Consider the following 16758-nt stretch of genomic DNA (forward strand, 5'->3'; position numbering starts at 1 on the left):
CAAGCCCGCCCCGGCTCCCCGCATCTGGAGACCTCCCGTGTCCCGCCACCTCTACGCCTGTCCCCTCCGCTGGTCCGACATGGACGCGTTCGGGCATGTCAACAACGTGGTCTTTCTGCGCTACCTCGAGGAGGCGCGGATCGACTTCACCTTCACCACGGCCGGCGAGGTCGGCGAGAAGGCGTTCTCCGAGGGCTCCGTCGTGGCCCGCCACGAGATCGACTACCTCAAGCCGCTGGTCTATCGGCCCGAGCCGATCATGATCGAGACCTGGCTGACCCGTCTCGGGCACGCCTCCTTCACGGTGTCCTACGAGGTCAAGGACGCGGAGACGCTCTACGTCCGGGCGTCCACCGTCGTGGTCCCCTACGACCTGGCGGCGGCCCGGCCGCGTCGGCTGACCGCCGGCGAGCGGGCGTTCCTGGCCGAGTACCTGGAAGCCGTCCCGGTGGCTGCGTGACCACGATGACCGCACTGCAGCTCGCGGACCCCAGGGAAGCCGCCGACCTCGGCGCCTTCCTGGGCAGGCTGCTGCGCTACGACAAAGCCGCCGCCGTACGGCTGCGGACGGCGAACAACGCGCTGGCGGTGTTCGCCCGGCTGCCGCTGGGCGAGAGCGGCCCGCTGGTGATCCGGACCGCGGCCCTGGCCGTCGGCGGGCCGGGCCGGACGCCCGAGGAGCAGCCGGGCGAGCTCGATCTGACGGTCTCGGCCGGGCAGTTGCTGGACGGGATCGACGCCGGTCCAGCCGCGGGGGACGCGGCAGCCGTACCCCTGCCCGAGCCGATCACCGGCCCGGCCTGGGCCGGGCTGCTGCCGCCGCGTACCCCGTGGGAGCACGTCGCCGACCTGCCCACCGCCCCGCTGGGCGCGGCGGTGCGGGCGGCGGTGACCGAGTTCCGGCACGAGAGCGCCGACCCGGACGGCCTGGCCGAGGCCATCTGGTCCCGGCAGGTGCACCCCAGCGGGCTGACCCTGCGCGCCCTGCACGCAGCACACCTGGTCGGCCTGCTCCAGCAGTCCGAGACGGTCGCCCTGCACCGGCATCCGGCCTGGCTGCGGCTCACCGCCCCGCGCGGTTCTGTGATCATCCGCCGCGCCCCGGCCATCGGCTCCGGCCTGGGCCTGACCCCTACCCGCTGACACGCGCTGACCAGCGAGGGAAGCCTGTTCCTTGACCCTCGACCTGGTTGAGGCCGGAGAGTCCAGGGCGTGGAGAGCAAGATGTACAGCATCGGCGAGATGGCCCGTGACAGCGGGCTGACGGTCAGCGCCCTGCGGTTCTACGACGGGGCGGGCGTGCTCGTCCCCGAGTGGGTCGACCCGGCCAGCGGCTACCGCTGGTACGGGCCGGGCCAGCGGCAGGAGGCACGGCTGCTCACCCGGCTGCGCCGGGTCAGCATGCCGCTGGCGGACATCCGCCTGGTCCTGGCCGGCTGGTCCAGCCAGGACGCCGCGCTGGTCGGCGCGCTGCTGGACGCGCACCTGCTGCGACTGAAAGGCAGCCTCGACGAGGCACGCCGCGAGCTCTCCGCTGTCCGAGACCTACTCGCGCTCAGGGAGCACCCGTTGAACAGCACCCCGCACACCGACAGCACCGATGACGACACCACCCTGCAGTTGACGCTGCCCGCGCCCGAGTTGGCCGCCGCGCTGGACACGGTCCGGTTCGCGGTCAGCACCGACCCCGAACTGCCGATGCTCGGCGGGGTCCACCTCGATGTCGACGCGGACGAGCAGGCGCTGCGGCTGGTCGCCACCGACCGCTACCGCCTCGCCGTGGCACGCCTCGCCCTGCCCCAGCCGCGGCTCGACAGCGCGGACGCGGCAGCCGCGGGCACCGCATCGCGGCAGGTCATCGTCCCGGTCGCGCTGGTCGACGCGATGCGGGCGCTGCTGACCTCGACCGGTGAGGCAGTGCTGACCCTGGACGGGGACCGGGTCTCGCTGCGGGCCGACGCCGGCCAGGCGTCCGGCGTCTGCTTGGACCACGACTTCCCTGACTACCGCAGGCTCACCCGGCTCCCGTCAGGTCGCCGGGTCGATGTGGACGTTGCCGCGTTGCGCGAGGCACTGACCAACGGGCCGACCCACAGTTCGCCGCACGGCGAGGGCGGCGCGGACGTGGCGGTCTCACTGCTGGCGATCACCGCCGACGGCTCGCTGACCGTGGTCGGGGACGACAGCGAGGGCCGCGCAGACGCGGGGACGGATGGAGGCGCGGAAGCCAAGGCGGCAGCGACAGGAACCGTCGGTGACCGTGTCGGTGTCAACCGCGCGTTCCTGCTCGACGCCCTCGCCGCTGCCGCCAGGGATCGGCTGGTCCTGGAGTTGGGCAGTCCGCTCACTCCGCTGGCCATCCGCCGTGTGGCGGTGGAGGCGGTGGAGGGAGAGGACGAGCACAGCTTCTCCCTGCTGATGCCGGTACGTCTCGACAGTGTGGAGCAGTAGGCGGTAGCCACACCTGGCCAGCGGGCGAAAATCGGTTCGCGTCGCGTCTGTCCTTCGCCCAGAATCACCGCATGGTGAATTTCTCGGACGTGGACAGACGCGGCTACCCGATGGTGGATGTCGCCACCGGATACGGCCACTGGGCGGGAACGTACGAGGACACCGTCGAGGACATCATGGACCTCGCCCTCCTGGAAGCCCTCACCGTCCCCGAGTGGCACACCGTCAACCGGGCCGCCGACCTCGGCTGCGGGACCGGGCGCACCGCCGCCTGGCTGCGCGGACGCGGGGTCCCGGCCGTGGACGGGGTGGACCTCACGCCCGAGATGCTGGCCGTGGCCCGCGCCCGCGGCGTCCACGACCGCCTGGTGACCGGTGACGTCAGGGACACCGGCCTGTCGGCCGGGGCCTATGACCTGGTGATCTCGTCGCTGGTGGACGAGCACCTGCCGGAGCTGCTGCCGCTGTACCGGGAGGCCTGGCGGCTGGCCGCGGTGGGTGGGCTGTATGTCCAGGTGTCGTTCCACCCGCAGTTCATCCTGGCCACCGGGATGCCCACGCACTTCACCAACGCGGCCGGGGAGCACATCGCCATCAGCACGTACGTCCACTTGATCAGCGAGAACGTCACGGCGGGGCTGCGGGCCGGGTGGGAGCTGGTGGAGATGCGCGAGGGACTGGTGGACGACCGCTGGATCACCCTGAAGCCGAAGTGGGAGCAGCACCGGAACCTCCCGGTCTCGGCGGCGTTGGTCTGGCGACGCCGAGGCTGACGCCCCGCGCGACGCTGGCCCCCCGCGACGCCGTCCCCCATGACGGCGTCTTCCAGCAGGCCGTCCCAGAGCCGCCGTCTCCGAGCCGCCGTCAAAAAATCCGCGAGCATCCAAAGTCACCCGGGGGCAACCAGCGACGCCCCCGGGCACCCCGTCGTACCCCGACGCCCCGGCCTACCGCGAAGTGCCTCAGAGCGCCAGAGGTGCTGCAGGCGCCAACCGGCGTCCTGCGGCACCTCCCCGTGCGGGCCCTACGCGGGCCCCGCCCAGGCCCCGTCCCTCCAGGTCAGCCCGCCGCGCCGACCGCTCCCGACGTGCCGTTCGCGCCGTTCGCGCCCACCGCCCCCGCCGCGCGCCACTCCTCCTGGTAGTCCGCGAAGATCTCCTTCAGGTGGTGTCCGATCTTCAGGTAGTCCAGGTCGTCCAGGTTCGCCAGCGACACCCGCACCGACCACTCCGGCCCGTCGAACCCGCCGCCGTTCAGCAGCACCACGCCGGTCTGCTCGGCCAGCCGGAACAGCGGTTCCACCGGCTCGTACGTCGCCTGCAGGTAGTCCGCGAAGCCCTTGCCCGCGACCCGCTCGGCCTCGGCCAGCAGGTCCAGTTCGATGTAGTAGCCGGCCCGCCGCGGGTCCTCCGCGATACGCATCCCGGAGCCCTCCAGCAGCAGGTCCAGCCGCTGACGGACCACCGACTGCACCTTGGCCTTGTACTCCTTGCCCTCAGGCAGCAGCGCGAACAGCGAGAACAGCTGCATCTGCACCTGCTGCGGCAGGCTCAGCCCGGCCGTGTGATTCAGCGCGACCTGGCGCGAGTCGGCGACCAGCCGGTCGATGAAGCGGATGCTGTCCGGCTCCAGCTTGAGCGTCCCGTAGCGCTTGCGCAGCCGTTCCCGCTCGCTCTCCGGCAGCGCGGCGATCTGATCGTCGATCACATTGTCCTGGTGCAGACCGATCACCCCGAGGCGGTGCCCGGTGCAGCCGTAGTGCTTGGAGTAGGAGTAGACCAGCAGGGTGTTCCGCGGCAGTTCGGCGGCGATGGTGCGGAAGCCGTCGACGAACGTCCCGTAGACGTCGTCGGTGACGATCAGCAGGTTCGGGTTGCTGCTCTCGACGATGCCCTTGATCTGCTCGACCACCCGCCCGGACAGCGCCAGCGACGGCGGGTTGCTCGGGTTGACCAGGCAGAGCAGCCGGACCGACGGGTCCGCCAGCTTGGCGATCTCCTCCTCCGGGTAGCGCCAGCCGCGCACCCCGGTCTCGGTGAAGCTGGACGCCTCGACCCTGACCACGTCGAACTCGTAGGTGTCGAGCTCCGGGATCTCGATGTAGGGGGTGAACACCGGCACCATCAGGGCGATCCGGTCGCCCTTCTTCAGCACCCCGTTCTTCATCAGCGAGTCGAAGATGTAGCACATGGCGGCGGTGCCGCCCTCGGTCGCGAACAGGTCGAGCCCGGACCCGGTCGGCGGCCGGGAGGCCATCAGCTCCTCCTGCAGGTAGCCGCGGACCACCTGCTCGCCGTGCTCCAGCATCCGGTCCGGTACCGGGTAGTTGTCGCCGATGATGCCGTCGGTCAGCTCGTGCACCCAGGCGTCGCGGTCGAAGCCGAAGCGGGTGGCGGCCAACTCGACGCAGTCCTTGAGCAGGGCGATCCCGGGCAGCTCGGGGTGCGCGGCGGCGTACGCGTCGAAGCGGGCGGCGCTGCCGTGCAGTTCGGGCATGCCGCCGAGGTTGTCGGCGGTCCACACCCGGCGGCTCTCGGTCAGGGCGAACGAGCCGAGCGCGAAGTACGCCTCGCGCGGTCCGGTGGCGATCCAGTTGGGGTTCCCGCGCCCGGCGTTGAGCATCGCCTTGGTGCTGCGGCCCTTCTGCGCGGGCTGTCCGGCCTGGTACTTCTCGGCGAGGGCGATGAACTCGCCCTTGAGCTCGAACGGGCTGAGCTGGGCGAGGCGGTGCATCTCCGCGCGGCTCACGGTGGTGTTGGGCACTGCGGTCTCCAAAGAGGGAAAGAGAAGGAGGAGAGGAAGGGGAGAGGGAGAGGAAGGGGAAAGCTGACGGGAGGTCAGGCGAGCAGCGCGACGATGATCGCGCCCCAGATGGTGAGCAGGACGTTCCCCACGGCGTAGGGGATGGTGTAGCCGAGGGTCGGCACCTGCGAGTCCGCCGCCTCGTTGATCGCGCCGATCGCCGCCGTCGTGGTCTGCGATCCCGCCACCACGCCCATCAGCACCGGGGTCCGGATCTTCAGCACGAAGTGCCCGAACAGCAGTCCGACGACCAGCGGGACCACCGTCGCCACCGCGCCCCACAGCAGCAGCCCCCACCCGGCCGTGGCCAGGCCGCTGCTGAAGCCCGGCCCGGCGTTGATGCCGACCACGGCCACGAACATGCACAGCCCGAGGGTGTCCATGAACCACTGCGCGCCGGGCGGCACATTCCCGAAGGTCGGGTAGCGGCCACGGATCCAGCCGAAGACCAGGCCCATGATCAGCGCGCCGCCCGAGGTGGACAGGCTGACCGGGACGCCGCCCAGGGTCAGCGCAGGGATGCCGATGCAGCCGCCGACGAAGATGCCGAGCCCGACCCAGATCATGTCGGTGGCGAAACCGGTGGGCACCGGCTTGCCGAGGGCCCGCCCGGCCGGGCCGACCAGCCGTTCGGGCCCGCTGAGCACCAGGGTGTCGCCGCGGTCGATCCTGCTGTTCAGCCGGTACGGGAACTCCGCCCCGGAGCGGTAGACCCGGTCGATGAAGACGCCGACCATGGCCGGTTCGGCCCGCAGCTCGCCGACGGTCCGGCCGATCTGGTCCGGCTCGGACACGACCACGTGCAGCGTCTCGGTCCGGTAGCCGAGCAGGTCGACGTCGTCCGCCTCCGGGCCGATGTGGCTGACCGGGTCGAACGCGACCAGGTCGTGCCGCAGCGCGCTGACCGCGAGGACGTCGCCGTCCGCGATCACGGTCCGCTGGTCGTGCTCCAGCAGGACGCCGTCCCGGCGCACCCGGGTCAGGTAGATCCGGCGGCCGAGCTGCTTCTGCTGCTCCTCGAAGTCGTCGATGGTGCGGCCGACGATGCCGGGGACGGCCACGGTGAAGGCCCGCAGCACCACCTCGTAGTAGCCCTCGCCCAGGTCGGGGTTGCCGCTGGGCACGTCCAGCTCCTTGGCCAGGATCGCGCTGTCGCGCTTGAGGTCGCTCTTCATCAGCCGCGGCGCGATGTTGGCCAGCAGGATGGCGCAGAGGATGGTGCCGAGCGGATAGGTCACCGCGTAGGCGACCGGCACCAGGTTCTGCTGGGCGCTGATCTGATCGTGGGTCAGGCCGGGCAGGTTGCCGATGGCGTCCTGGGCCACGCCGATGACGGCGGACTGGGTGAGCGCCCCGCCGAGGAGTCCGGCCCCGAGGCCGGTCCCGTAGCCGAGCATCCGGGCGAAGCCGTAGCAGACGCCCAGGCCGGTGAGGCAGACCACAAGGGCGACGGCGGCCTGCGGCAGCCCGTCCTTCTTCAGTCCTCGGAAGAACTGCGGGCCGACTTTGTAACCCAGGGCGAACAGGAACATGATGAAGAAGACCGACTTCACCGTGCCGTTGACGGTCACGTCGGTGGCCCAGCCGGCGAACAGCCCGACGATGAGGCAGCCGGTGACCGAGCCGAGGCCGATGGCCTTCCAGTGCAGTCTGCCGACCAGGAAGCCCAGGGCCACCGTCAGGAAGATCAGCAGTTCGGGGTACGGCTTGAAGATGTGGTCGGTGAGCCAGTGCACCACGGGCGGCAGCCACCCTCTCCGGATCGACGGGCGGCGCATGCTCAGCGCCTGATCCGACCATAGGTGGCCTTATGTGTTAAATGTCCGCATTGACCGCCGCGGCGGCGTCCGTGGCGGCGCCCCCGGTGTCCTCCCCCGTCCCGTCCCGTCCCCGGTGCCGCCCGCACCGACGCCCCCATCGCCGTCCGCGGCAACCGCCCCGCCGCCCCGCCCGGCCGTGGCCCGGCCCCAGGTCGTGCCGACCAGGACCAGCACCGCGCCCACCGCGCCGAGCGCGCCCAGCTTGTCGCCGCCGATCTCCACCCCGATCACCGCCGCCCACAGCGGTTCCGTCCCCAGCAGCAGGCTGACCCGCGAGGGGGAGGTCCGCCGCACCGCCCACATCTGCACGAAGAACGCGAAGACCGTGCAGGCCAGCCCGAGGTAGAGCAGGTCGACCCACTGCCCGGCGTCGTACGAGGCCGCCAGCCGCCAGGGCGCCGGGCCGGAGAACGGCGAGATCAGCAGGAACACCACCAGGCAGGTGCCGAGTTGGACGAAGGTCAGCGCACCCGACTCGGTGTCCCTGAGGGACTTCATCCGGTGCATCACCACCACGTGCACCGCGCGGATCACCGCCACGCAGAACACCAGCAGGTCGCCGAGCCCCGGGCGTTGGAACCCGGCCCCCTGGGTGAGCAGCGCCACCCCGAGCACCGAGATCGCGGCGGCGCAGACGAAGGGCGTGGACGGACGGGTACGCGCCAGGCCGCTCTCCAGGAGCGGGGTGAACACCATGGTCAGACTGATGATCAGACCGGCATTGGTGGCCGAGGTGTGCACCACGCCCACCGTCTCGACCAGGAAGATCGTGGCCAGGATCAGCCCGATCAGCATCCCGCCCCGGACCTCGGGCCGGCTCAGCCGCCGTAGCCGACCCGCCACCAGCACCCCCATCGGCAGCAGCGCGACCAGGAAGCGCAGCACCAGCAGCGGGACCACGGTCGGTCCGGTGGCGATGGTCTTGACGGAGAGGTAGCTGGAGCCCCAGATCGCCGCGACCACCAGCACCGGCAGGTCGATCAACCAGAGGCGGGGGCGGGGCTGCGTCGTCTGCATACCGCTCATCCTGAACGTGCCCATGGCTCCGCCGCCGGGATTTTCAGCATCCGGACCCCACCCGCCGCGCCGCGGGCACGCCTGGCTGACAGTGCCCGGTGGTACGTTCCGCAGGACCGACCAGCAGGGCCGACCCATAGGCCCCCACGGCAACAAGACGACGTGACGACGTGAAGAGGGCAGCGCGGTGGCGGAACGGCGGGTCGCGGTCGCGGCGGACCAGGACGGCCCCGGCGGGCGCTTGCAGCCGCTCGCCGAGGACGGCTCGCCGCTGGGCGAGCCGGTGCGGGTCCGCGACCTGGCCGCAGCCCTGGCCGAACAGGAGGCGGCCGAGTCGCCGCGCTGGGTCTGGGCCGCCACCGACGAGGTGTACGGGCGGCTGCTGCCCCGGCTGCCCGGCTCCCGGCCGGCCCGCTGCCACGACGTGAAACTGGTTGAGCCGCTGCTGCTCGGCCAGGAGGACCGCTACGGCCGCCCGCGCTCGCTCGGCGCGGCCTGGGCCCGGCTGAACGGCCTCCCGGTGCCGCCCGACCTGCCGGAGGGCTCCGCCGCGTCCGACGCCGACCAGGACACCCTGTTCGCCCCGGACCGCAGCCGGCTGCCGCCGGGCACCGACCCGCTGCGCGCCCTGGTCGCCGTGCACGCCGAGCAGCTGCGCCGGATCGCGGCCACCGCCGAGCCGGGCCGCACCCGGCTGCTCTGCGCGGCGGAGTCGGCCGGCGGCCTGATCGCCGCCGAGATGGCGTTCGACGGTCTGCCGTGGAGCACCCAGGTGCACGACGAACTGCTCTACGACCTGCTCGGCTCCCGTCCGCGCGGCGGCGCCCAGCCGGCCAAGCTGGCCGCGCTGTCCTACGAGCTGCAGCAGGCGCTGGGCGGACAGCACCAGGGGCGGGCGCTGAACCCGGACTCCCCCGGCCAGGTGATCCGGGCCTTCGCCGAACAAGGCATCAGCCTGACCACCACCCGCAACTGGGTGCTGCGCGACCTGGACCACCCGGCCGCGCCGCTGCTGCTGCGCTACAAGGAGCTGTCCAGGATCCACGCCGCGCACGGCTGGGCCTGGCGCGAGGCCTGGGTCCGGGACGGCCGGTTCCGGCCGGAGTACGTGGTCGGCGGGGTGGTGTCGGGGCGCTGGGCCAGCCGCGGCGGCGGCGCGCTGCAGATCCCGCGGATCCTGCGCGGCGCGGTGGTCGCCGACCCCGGCTGGCGGCTGGTGGTGGCGGACGCGGGCCAGTTGGAGCCGCGGGTGCTCGCGGCGATGTCCGGCGACCCCGGCATGATCCGCGCGGGCGCGGCCGGGGACCTCTACGCGGGCCTGGCCGCCGAGGCGTTCCAGGGCGATCGGGGCCGCGCCAAGCTCGGCCTGCTCGGCGCGATGTACGGGGGGACCAGCGGCGAGACCGGCCAGCTGGTCGCGGTGCTGAAGCGGCGGTTCCCGCAGGCGATGGGCCTGGTCGAGGCGGCGGCCAGGACCGGCGAGGCGGGCGGGGTGGTCCGCTCGCAGCTGGGGCGGGTCTGCCCGCCGCCGTCGGCGCACTGGCTCGACCTCACCGAGGGCGCCGCGCAGCAGGACGGCGCCGACGCCGGGGACGACAGCGCCGCCAGGGACACCCGCTCCCGGGGGCGCTTCACCCGCAACTTCGTGATCCAGGCCAGCGCCGCGGACTGGGCCCTGGCCCTGATCGCCGGGCTGCGCCGCCGACTTGCCGCGATCCCGGTGGCGACCGACGGCGACCGCCCCCGCCTGGTCTTCTTCCAGCACGACGAGGTGATCGTGCACACCCCGGCCCAGCTCGCCGACGCGGTGAGGGCGGCCGTGGCCGACGCCGGGGAGGAGGCCCGCCGCCTGGTCTTCGGCGACACCCCGGTGCAGTTCCCGCTGGACACCCATGTCGCGAGCAGCTACCTGGACGCCAAGGGCGGCAGCGACGACGAGGACGAGGATCAGGACGACTGACGCAGCGTCAGTGCCCACAGCCCGGGGAAGCACGACTCGATCTCGTCCCGCCGCAGCCGGTTCACCCGCCGCGCCCCGGCGTCCCGCTGCTCCACCAGGCCGGCCTCGCGCAGCACCGAGAAGTGGTGGCTCAGACCCGCCTTGCCCACCGGGACGTCGAAGCTGCCGCAGGCCCGGGACCAGTCCGCGCTGTCCGCGAGCTGCCGGACGATGGCCAGCCGCACCGGGTCGGCCAGCGCGGCGAACACCGTCTCGATCGGCACCTCCCGCGGATCCCGGTGCTGCGGCGCCGGACGCTGGCCCATGGCGGTCTCCCGAAAGTCCGGTGGAGCGAAAGTCCTGTGAAGTGTTCGACCGATTGCGTACACTCATCGGTGTTCGCATCTCGTCGAACAGTCTAGCCGGGGGTTCACCCATGCGCGCAGTAGTCGTCGAACAGTTCGGCACTCCGGAGGTGCTCCAGCTCCGCGACCTGCCGGAGCCGCTGCCCGGTCCCGGGCAGGTCAGCATCAGCACCGGCTACGCCGGGGTCAACTTCGCCGAGATCCTGGCCCGCAGCAACGGCTACCGGGTCAGCGGCCTCCCGTTCGTGCCGGGTCTCGAAGCCGCGGGCCTGGTCCGGGCCGTGGGCGAGGGGGTGACCGGGCTCCAGGTCGGGCAGCCGGTGGTCGCACTGCTCTCCGGCGGCGGCTACGCCGAGGTGGCCCTGGCCGAGGCCGCACAGACCTTCGCCCTCCCGGACGGCCTGGAACTGCGCGACGCCGCCGCACTGCCCTCGGTGCTGCCCACCGCCTACGCCCTGGTGCACCACGCCGGACGGCTCCGCGCGGGCGAGAGCGTGCTGGTCCAGGGCGCGGCGGGCGGCGTCGGCACCGCACTGGGCCAGGTCGCCAGGCTGGCCGGGGCGGGCAGGGTCTTCGGCGTGGTCTCCCACCCCGACAAGGCCGCATACGCGCTGAAGTACGGCTACGACGAGGTGTTCGTCGGCGAGGACTTCGACCGGCAGCTCGCCGAGGCCACCGGCGGCCGGGGCGTGGACCTGGTCCTCGACTCGGTCGGCGGCGACACCTGGCGGCGCGGCGTGGCCTCGCTGGCCCGCTACGGCCGCGCCGTGGCCTTCGGCAACAGCAGCAACGCCGAGGCCTGGAGCAGCGGCTTCGCCGACCTCGCCCCGAAGGCGCTGAGCGTGTCCGCCTTCAGCATCCTCGGCCTGGCCGCCGCCGACCCGCAGGCGCTGCGCGCCCTCACCACCGACGCGTTCGCGCTGGCCGCGACGCAGGGGGTGCACCTGCCGATCACCGCCGAGTTCCCGCTCGCGGACGCCGCCGACGCCCACCGCCTGGTCGAGAGCCGCGCCAGCACCGGCAAGCTGCTGCTCACCGTCAACCCCTGAGCGGCCCGGTCCCGGCGGGGCGGCATAATCCCTGGGTGATCTCCACCCCCCGGCTCCGCCTCGAACCCGCCTCCGCCACCGCGGCGGCGCAGCTCGCCCACGGCGGCGACGGCGGCTGGAGCTGGCTCGGCGGCGGGCCCGAGGACGGCACCCGGGGCATGGCCGGGATCGTCACCCGCGCCGCGGAGGTCGGCTGGCACCGGCCTCCGTGGGGCCTGTACGTGGTGGTGCACCCGGCCGACGGCCTGGCGATCGGCAGCGTCGGCTTCCACGGGCCGCCGGACAGCACCGGCACGGTCGAGATCGGCTACGACCTGGTGCCGGAGGCCCGCGGCTTCGGCCTGGCCACCGAGGCCGCGCACGCGCTCACCCGCTACGCCTTCACCCACCCCGTGGTGCGCGGCGTGCTCGCGCTGACCCGGCCGGACAACACCGCGTCGCAGCGGGTACTGCTGCGGGCCGGGTTTCTCCGCACCGCCGACCTGGACGGGCTGCGCCGATATCGGGTCGACAGGTGAGGGGGCACTTTGCGTAGGGTGGGGAGTGCAATGGGTACCCCGCAGAACTCCGCAGCCGTCGACTCCTCGCCAGTCGCCCCCCGCTCCCCCGCCACGCCGAGCGCGAACGCGCCCTCGAATCCCCCCGAGGCACCGCCCACCGCCGCGGAAGCCACCACCGGCTCAACCGACGGCACCGCTCAGGGCCCCGGCACCGGTAGGGGCGCCGACGCACCGCGCCGCGCCCGCAGCAGCCGCTCACGCGGAAACGGCCGCCGCGGCGACCGCCCGCGCACCCCCCGCGCCGACGGCCAGCAAGACGCCCAGCGCCCGGCGGACGCCGTCCCCTCCCTCGGCGACCTCGTCGCCAAGCTGCAGACGCTCACCCTCCGCGACGAGGAGCGCCTCGGCCGCCGCCTGGAAGGCCTCCGCAAGCTCCGCGAGCCGGAGAAGCGCGAGCGCACCCAAGCGACCCTCGCCGCCGAGATCGAGTCCGCCGAACTCCGCGTCGCCAACCGCAGGGCATCTGTCCCGACCCCGACCTATCCCGAGTCGCTGCCGGTCAGCGCCCGCCGCGAGGACATCCTCGAAGCGATCAGGGACCACCAGGTCGTGATCATCGCCGGTGAGACCGGCTCGGGGAAGACCACCCAGATCCCCAAGATCTGCCTGGAACTGGGCCGCGGCGTCCGCGGCCTGATCGGGCACACCCAGCCCCGCCGCATCGCCGCCCGCACCGTCGCCGAGCGCGTCGCCGAGGAACTGGGCACCGAACTGGGCGAGACCGTCGGCTGGAAGGTCCGCTTCACCGACCAGGTCGGCCCGGACACCGCCGTCAAGGTGATGACCGACGGCATCCTGCTCGCCGAGATCCAGAACGACCGGCTGTTGCGCCAGTACGACACCCTGATCATCGACGAGGCCCACGAGCGCAGCCTCAACATCGACTTCATCCTCGGCTACCTCAAGCAACTGCTGCCCAAGCGCCCGGACCTGAAGCTGGTGATCACCTCCGCGACCATCGACCCGGAGCGCTTCGCCGAGCACTTCACCGACGCCCGCACCGGCGAGGCCGCCCCGATCATCGAGGTGTCCGGACGCACCTTCCCGGTCGAGGTCCGCTACCGCCCGGTCATCGAGGAAGGCGAGGACGAGGAAGCCGACGCGATCGACCGCGACCGCGACCAGATCCAGGCGATCTGCGACGCCGTGGACGAGTTGGGCGCTGAGGGCAGCGGCGACATCCTGGTGTTCCTCTCCGGCGAGCGGGAGATCCGCGACACCGCCGACGCGCTGGAGAAGCAGAACCTCCGCCACACCGAGGTGATCCCGCTCTACGCGCGGCTCTCCTCCGCCGAGCAGCACCGGGTGTTCCAGTCCCACACCGGCCGCCGGATCGTGCTGGCCACCAACGTCGCCGAGACGTCCCTCACCGTCCCCGGCATCCGCTACGTGATCGACCCCGGCACCGCCAGGATCTCCCGCTACAGCCACCGCACCAAGGTCCAGCGGCTGCCGATCGAGGCGGTCTCGCAGGCCAGCGCCAACCAGCGGAAGGGCCGCTGCGGCCGTACCTCGGACGGCATCTGCATCCGGCTGTACTCGGAGGAGGACTTCCTCGCCCGCCCCGAGTTCACCGACCCGGAGATCCTGCGCACCAACCTGGCCTCGGTCATCCTGCAGATGACCGCCGCCGGCCTCGGCGACATCGCCGCCTTCCCGTTCCTGGAGCCGCCGGACCGACGCAACGTCAAGGACGGCGTGGACCTGCTCCAGGAGCTGGGCGCGCTGGTGACGACCACCAAGGTCAACACGCTCACCCCGCTCGGCCGCAAGCTCTCCGCGCTGCCGGTGGACCCGCGGCTGGCCCGGATGGTGCTGGAGGCCGAGAAGCACGGCGTGGTCCGCGAGGTGATGGTGATCACCGCCGCGCTGTCGATCCAGGACCCGCGCGAGCGCCCGGTCGAGAAGCGGGCGCACGCCGACCAGCTGCACGCCCGCTTCACCGACCCGACCTCGGACTTCCTCACCTACCTCAACCTCTGGCGCTATCTGAAGGACCAGCAGAAGGCGCTGTCCTCCAGCCAGTTCCGCCGGATGTGCAAGTCGGAGTTCCTGAACTACCTGCGGATACGCGAATGGCAGGACATCGACGCGCAGCTGCGGCAGGTCGCCAAGTCGCTCGACATCGACCTCGGCCACCCAGCCGACGAGGTCGACGGCGACGCGGTCCACCGCTCGCTGCTGGCCGGGCTGCTCTCGCACATCGGCCTCAAGGACGCCGAGAAGCAGGAGTACTTCGGCGCCCGCAGCGCCAAGTTCGCGATCTTCCCGGGCAGTGCGCTGTTCAAGAAGACCCCGCGCTGGGTGATCGCCGCCGAGCTGGTGGAGACCTCCCGCCTGTGGGCCAGGATCGCCGCCAAGGTCGAACCCGAGTGGATCGAGGAGCAAGCCGCCCACCTGCTGAAACGCAGCTACAGCGAGCCGCACTGGGAGAAGGACCGGGGCCAGGTCGTCGCCTTCGAGAAGGTCACCCTGTACGGGGTGACCCTGGTCGCCCAGCGCAAGGTCGGCTACGGCTCGATCGATCCGGAGCTGTCCCGCGAGCTGTTCATCCGGCGCGCCCTGGTCGAGGGCGAGTGGCGCACCCACCACCGCTTCTTCCATGACAACCGCAAGCTGCTGGACGAGGTCGAGGAGCTGGAGAACCGGGCCCGCCGCCGCGACATCCTGGTCGACGAGGAGACCCTGTTCGACTTCTACGACCAGCGGATCGGCGCCGACGTGGTCTCCGGCGCGCACTTCGACAGCTGGTGGAAGAAGACCCACCGCACCCGTCCGGAGCTGCTCACCTTCACCCCCGAGCTGCTGGTCAACGACAACGCGGCCACGGTCACTGAGCGCGACTACCCCAATGTCTGGCGGCAGGGCGACCTGGAGTTCCCGCTCACCTACCAGTTCGAGCCGGGCGCGGAGGCCGACGGCGTGACCGTCCACCTCCCGCTGACGCTGCTGAACCAGGTCCGGCCGATCGGCTTCGACTGGCAGATCCCGGGCCTGCGCGAGGACCTGGTCACCGCGCTGATCCGCTCCCTCCCCAAGGCGCTGCGGCGCAACTTCGTCCCGGCCCCGGACTACGCCAAGCGGCTGATGCAGGGCCTGGGCCACCGCGACCCGGCCACCGCCACCACCGAGGACAAGCCGCTGGTGGAGCTGCTGGAGTGGCAGCTGCACCGGCTCCGCGGCATCCCGGTCCCGCGCGACAGCTGGAGCCTGGACGCGGTCCCGGACCACCTGCGGATCACCTTCCGGGTGGTGGACGACAAGAACCGCAAGCTCGGCGAGTCCAAGGACCTGGACGCGCTCAAGCTGGAGCTGAAGTCCCGGACCCAGGCGGCCATCGCCGAGGCGGCCGGCGGTCTGGAGCGACGCGGGCTGACCGACTGGACCATCGGCGAGCTGCCGGACGTCTTCGCGCAGAAGCGCGGCTCACAGACCGTCAAGGGCTATCCGGCGCTGGTGGACGACGGCGCCACGGTCTCGGTCCGGCTGCTGGACACCCCCCGGGCGCAGCAGCGGGCGATGCTGGCCGGCACCCGCCGGCTGCTGCTGCTCGGCATCCCCTCCCCGGTGAACTCGATCCAGTCCCGGCTGGGCAACGGCGCCAAGCTGGCGCTGGCGGCGAGCCCGCACGGCAGCACCGAGGCGCTGTTCGCGGACTGCCTGACCGCGGCGGCGGACCGGCTGATCGCCGACGCGGGCGGCCCGGTCTGGGACGAGGCCTCGTACAAGCGGCTGCGCGGCGCGGTCCGGGCCGACCTCTACGACGTCACCGCCGACACCGTGGTGAAGACCGCCAATGTGCTGGCGGTGAACCACCGGGTGGCCGAGCGGCTGAAGGCCATCGGCAACAGCCTGGCCATGCTCACCGGCCTGACCGACGTACGGGCGCAGCTGGCCGAGCTGATCCACCCCGGCTTCGTGGCCGAGACCGGCCAGCGCCGCCTGCCGGACCTGCTGCGCTACCTCAAGGCAGTCGAACGCCGGCTGGTGAAGCTCCCGGACGACCCCCACAAGGACCGGGACCGCACCAGCGTGATGCTCAGGATGCGGGACGCCTACGACGAGCTGCTGGCCGACCTGCCGCCGGACCGGCTGGACGAGGAGGGCACGGTCCAGATCCGCTGGATGCTGGAGGAGCTCCGGGTGAGCCTGTGGGCCCAGCCGCTGGGGACGCCGTACCCGGTGTCGGAGCAGCGCATCCTGCGGGCGATCGACGCGGTCAGGGGCTAGTCAGGGGCGCTAGCGGGTCGGTCCGGTGGCAGGTGCGGACTCCAGCACCGGGCGCAGCCGCGACAGCAGCCCGTGCAGCACGGTCCGCTCCTCGTCGCTGAGCAGGTCCAGCGCCTGCTGGGTGGCGTGCATGTCGTCGCGCACCGCGCGGATCGCGGCCTCCCCGGCCTCGGTCGCCAGTACGATCTTGATCCGCCGGTCGCTGGCGCTGACCTCACGCCGGACCAGCCCGCGCGCCTCCAGCCGGTCCACCAGGCCGGTGACGTTGGAGGCGTCGCAGACCAGCTGCTCGGCGATGCCGCGCATCGGCAGCGGCTTGCGCACCAGCACCGCCAGCGCCTTGGCCTGCACGGACGTCAGCCCGTGCCGGGCGGCGACGGCGGCGAAGTCCTGGAAGTAGGCAGCCCCGATCGCGGCGAACTCGTCGATCAGGGTGGCCTTGGTGGGCACGACGGCGGGCGCGGGGGTGCTGTTCATGGCCTCCAGCCTACGGCAACAACTTGACCTCATCAATAATCAAGGTCA

General features: G+C 72.2%; 13 protein-coding genes. 8 read left to right on the forward strand and 5 right to left on the reverse strand.

Annotated elements, in window-relative coordinates; translation table 11 throughout:
* Positions 1 to 37 precede the first annotated feature (37 nt).
* The 4 genes from ACEZDE_RS21385 (at position 38) to ACEZDE_RS21400 (ending at position 3224) form a co-directional block, all read left to right on the forward strand.
* Positions 38 to 460 (forward strand): acyl-CoA thioesterase, encoded by a 423-nt coding sequence (locus ACEZDE_RS21385; RefSeq protein WP_380538195.1) that lies wholly within the window; start codon positions 38 to 40, stop codon positions 458 to 460.
* Positions 461 to 465: 5 nt separating this feature from the next.
* Positions 466 to 1143: a hypothetical protein gene (locus ACEZDE_RS21390; RefSeq protein ID WP_380538356.1), complete on the forward strand. Its 678-nt coding sequence runs from the start codon at positions 466 to 468 to the stop codon at positions 1141 to 1143.
* 69 nt (positions 1144 to 1212) lie between these two features.
* A complete protein-coding gene (locus ACEZDE_RS21395; protein WP_380538197.1) occupies positions 1213 to 2451 on the forward strand; it encodes a DNA polymerase III subunit beta family protein in 1239 nt (412 codons plus the stop codon).
* A gap of 71 nt (positions 2452 to 2522) precedes the next feature.
* On the forward strand, positions 2523 to 3224 hold the full coding sequence (locus ACEZDE_RS21400) for a class I SAM-dependent DNA methyltransferase (protein ID WP_380538199.1): 702 nt from the start codon (positions 2523 to 2525) through the stop codon (positions 3222 to 3224).
* Between the two features lie 286 nt (positions 3225 to 3510).
* Here the strand turns inward: ACEZDE_RS21400 and ACEZDE_RS21405 are convergent, their stop codons facing one another.
* From ACEZDE_RS21405 to ACEZDE_RS21415, 3 genes are all read right to left on the reverse strand, one after another.
* Positions 3511 to 5214: a bifunctional aspartate transaminase/aspartate 4-decarboxylase gene (locus tag ACEZDE_RS21405; protein WP_380538201.1), complete on the reverse strand. Its 1704-nt coding sequence runs from the start codon at positions 5212 to 5214 to the stop codon at positions 3511 to 3513.
* Positions 5215 to 5288: 74 nt separating this feature from the next.
* Positions 5289 to 6992 carry an aspartate-alanine antiporter gene (gene aspT, locus ACEZDE_RS21410; RefSeq protein ID WP_380538203.1) on the reverse strand — a complete coding sequence of 568 codons (1704 nt, stop codon included), beginning with the start codon at positions 6990 to 6992 and terminating at the stop codon, positions 5289 to 5291.
* A 69-nt stretch (positions 6993 to 7061) separates the two neighbouring features.
* On the reverse strand, positions 7062 to 8090 hold the full coding sequence (locus tag ACEZDE_RS21415; protein ID WP_380538205.1) for a DMT family transporter: 1029 nt from the start codon (positions 8088 to 8090) through the stop codon (positions 7062 to 7064).
* Positions 8091 to 8277: 187 nt separating this feature from the next.
* On the opposite strand from ACEZDE_RS21415, the gene ACEZDE_RS21420 reads away from it, so the two are divergent.
* Positions 8278 to 10050: a bifunctional 3'-5' exonuclease/DNA polymerase gene (locus ACEZDE_RS21420; RefSeq protein WP_380538207.1), complete on the forward strand. Its 1773-nt coding sequence runs from the start codon at positions 8278 to 8280 to the stop codon at positions 10048 to 10050.
* Here the strand turns inward: ACEZDE_RS21420 and ACEZDE_RS21425 are convergent.
* Positions 10038 to 10355 carry an ArsR/SmtB family transcription factor gene (locus tag ACEZDE_RS21425; protein ID WP_380538209.1) on the reverse strand — a complete coding sequence of 106 codons (318 nt, stop codon included), beginning with the start codon at positions 10353 to 10355 and terminating at the stop codon, positions 10038 to 10040. The genes ACEZDE_RS21420 and ACEZDE_RS21425 overlap by 13 nt on opposite strands.
* A 110-nt stretch (positions 10356 to 10465) precedes the next feature.
* On the opposite strand from ACEZDE_RS21425, the gene ACEZDE_RS21430 reads away from it, so the two are divergent.
* Genes ACEZDE_RS21430 through hrpA form a run of 3 tightly spaced genes read left to right on the forward strand, consistent with a single transcriptional unit; the run spans position 10466 to position 16233 of the window.
* Positions 10466 to 11443, forward strand: coding sequence for a quinone oxidoreductase family protein (locus ACEZDE_RS21430; RefSeq protein WP_380538211.1), 978 nt, complete (start codon positions 10466 to 10468; stop codon positions 11441 to 11443).
* 35 nt (positions 11444 to 11478) lie between these two features.
* Positions 11479 to 11961 (forward strand): GNAT family N-acetyltransferase, encoded by a 483-nt coding sequence (locus ACEZDE_RS21435; RefSeq protein WP_380538213.1) that lies wholly within the window; start codon positions 11479 to 11481, stop codon positions 11959 to 11961.
* A 30-nt stretch (positions 11962 to 11991) separates the two neighbouring features.
* On the forward strand, positions 11992 to 16233 hold the full coding sequence (hrpA, locus tag ACEZDE_RS21440; RefSeq protein WP_380538216.1) for an ATP-dependent RNA helicase HrpA: 4242 nt from the start codon (positions 11992 to 11994) through the stop codon (positions 16231 to 16233).
* A 9-nt stretch (positions 16234 to 16242) separates the two neighbouring features.
* On the opposite strand, the gene ACEZDE_RS21445 is transcribed toward hrpA, so the two are convergent.
* A complete protein-coding gene (locus tag ACEZDE_RS21445) occupies positions 16243 to 16710 on the reverse strand; it encodes a MarR family winged helix-turn-helix transcriptional regulator (RefSeq protein WP_380538218.1) in 468 nt (155 codons plus the stop codon).
* Positions 16711 to 16758: the final 48 nt, after the last annotated feature.

Source organism: Streptacidiphilus cavernicola, assembly GCF_042510955.1.
In the GTDB taxonomy this organism is placed as follows: Bacteria; Actinomycetota; Actinomycetes; order Streptomycetales; family Streptomycetaceae; genus Streptacidiphilus; species Streptacidiphilus cavernicola.

What these genes read in the sequence shown, in the direction of transcription:
- ACEZDE_RS21390 (WP_380538356.1), top strand. Translation starts at nt 466, where the DNA reads ATGACCGCACTGCAGCTCGCGGACCCCAGGGAAGCCGCCGACCTCGGC.
- ACEZDE_RS21400 (WP_380538199.1), top strand. Translation starts at nt 2,523, where the DNA reads ATGGTGAATTTCTCGGACGTGGACAGACGCGGCTACCCGATGGTGGAT.
- ACEZDE_RS21415 (WP_380538205.1), bottom strand. Translation starts at nt 8,090, where the DNA reads ATGCAGACGACGCAGCCCCGCCCCCGCCTCTGGTTGATCGACCTGCCG.
- ACEZDE_RS21425 (WP_380538209.1), bottom strand. Translation starts at nt 10,355, where the DNA reads ATGGGCCAGCGTCCGGCGCCGCAGCACCGGGATCCGCGGGAGGTGCCG.
- ACEZDE_RS21430 (WP_380538211.1), top strand. Translation starts at nt 10,466, where the DNA reads ATGCGCGCAGTAGTCGTCGAACAGTTCGGCACTCCGGAGGTGCTCCAG.
- hrpA (WP_380538216.1), top strand. Translation starts at nt 11,992, where the DNA reads ATGGGTACCCCGCAGAACTCCGCAGCCGTCGACTCCTCGCCAGTCGCC.
- ACEZDE_RS21445 (WP_380538218.1), bottom strand. Translation starts at nt 16,710, where the DNA reads ATGAACAGCACCCCCGCGCCCGCCGTCGTGCCCACCAAGGCCACCCTG.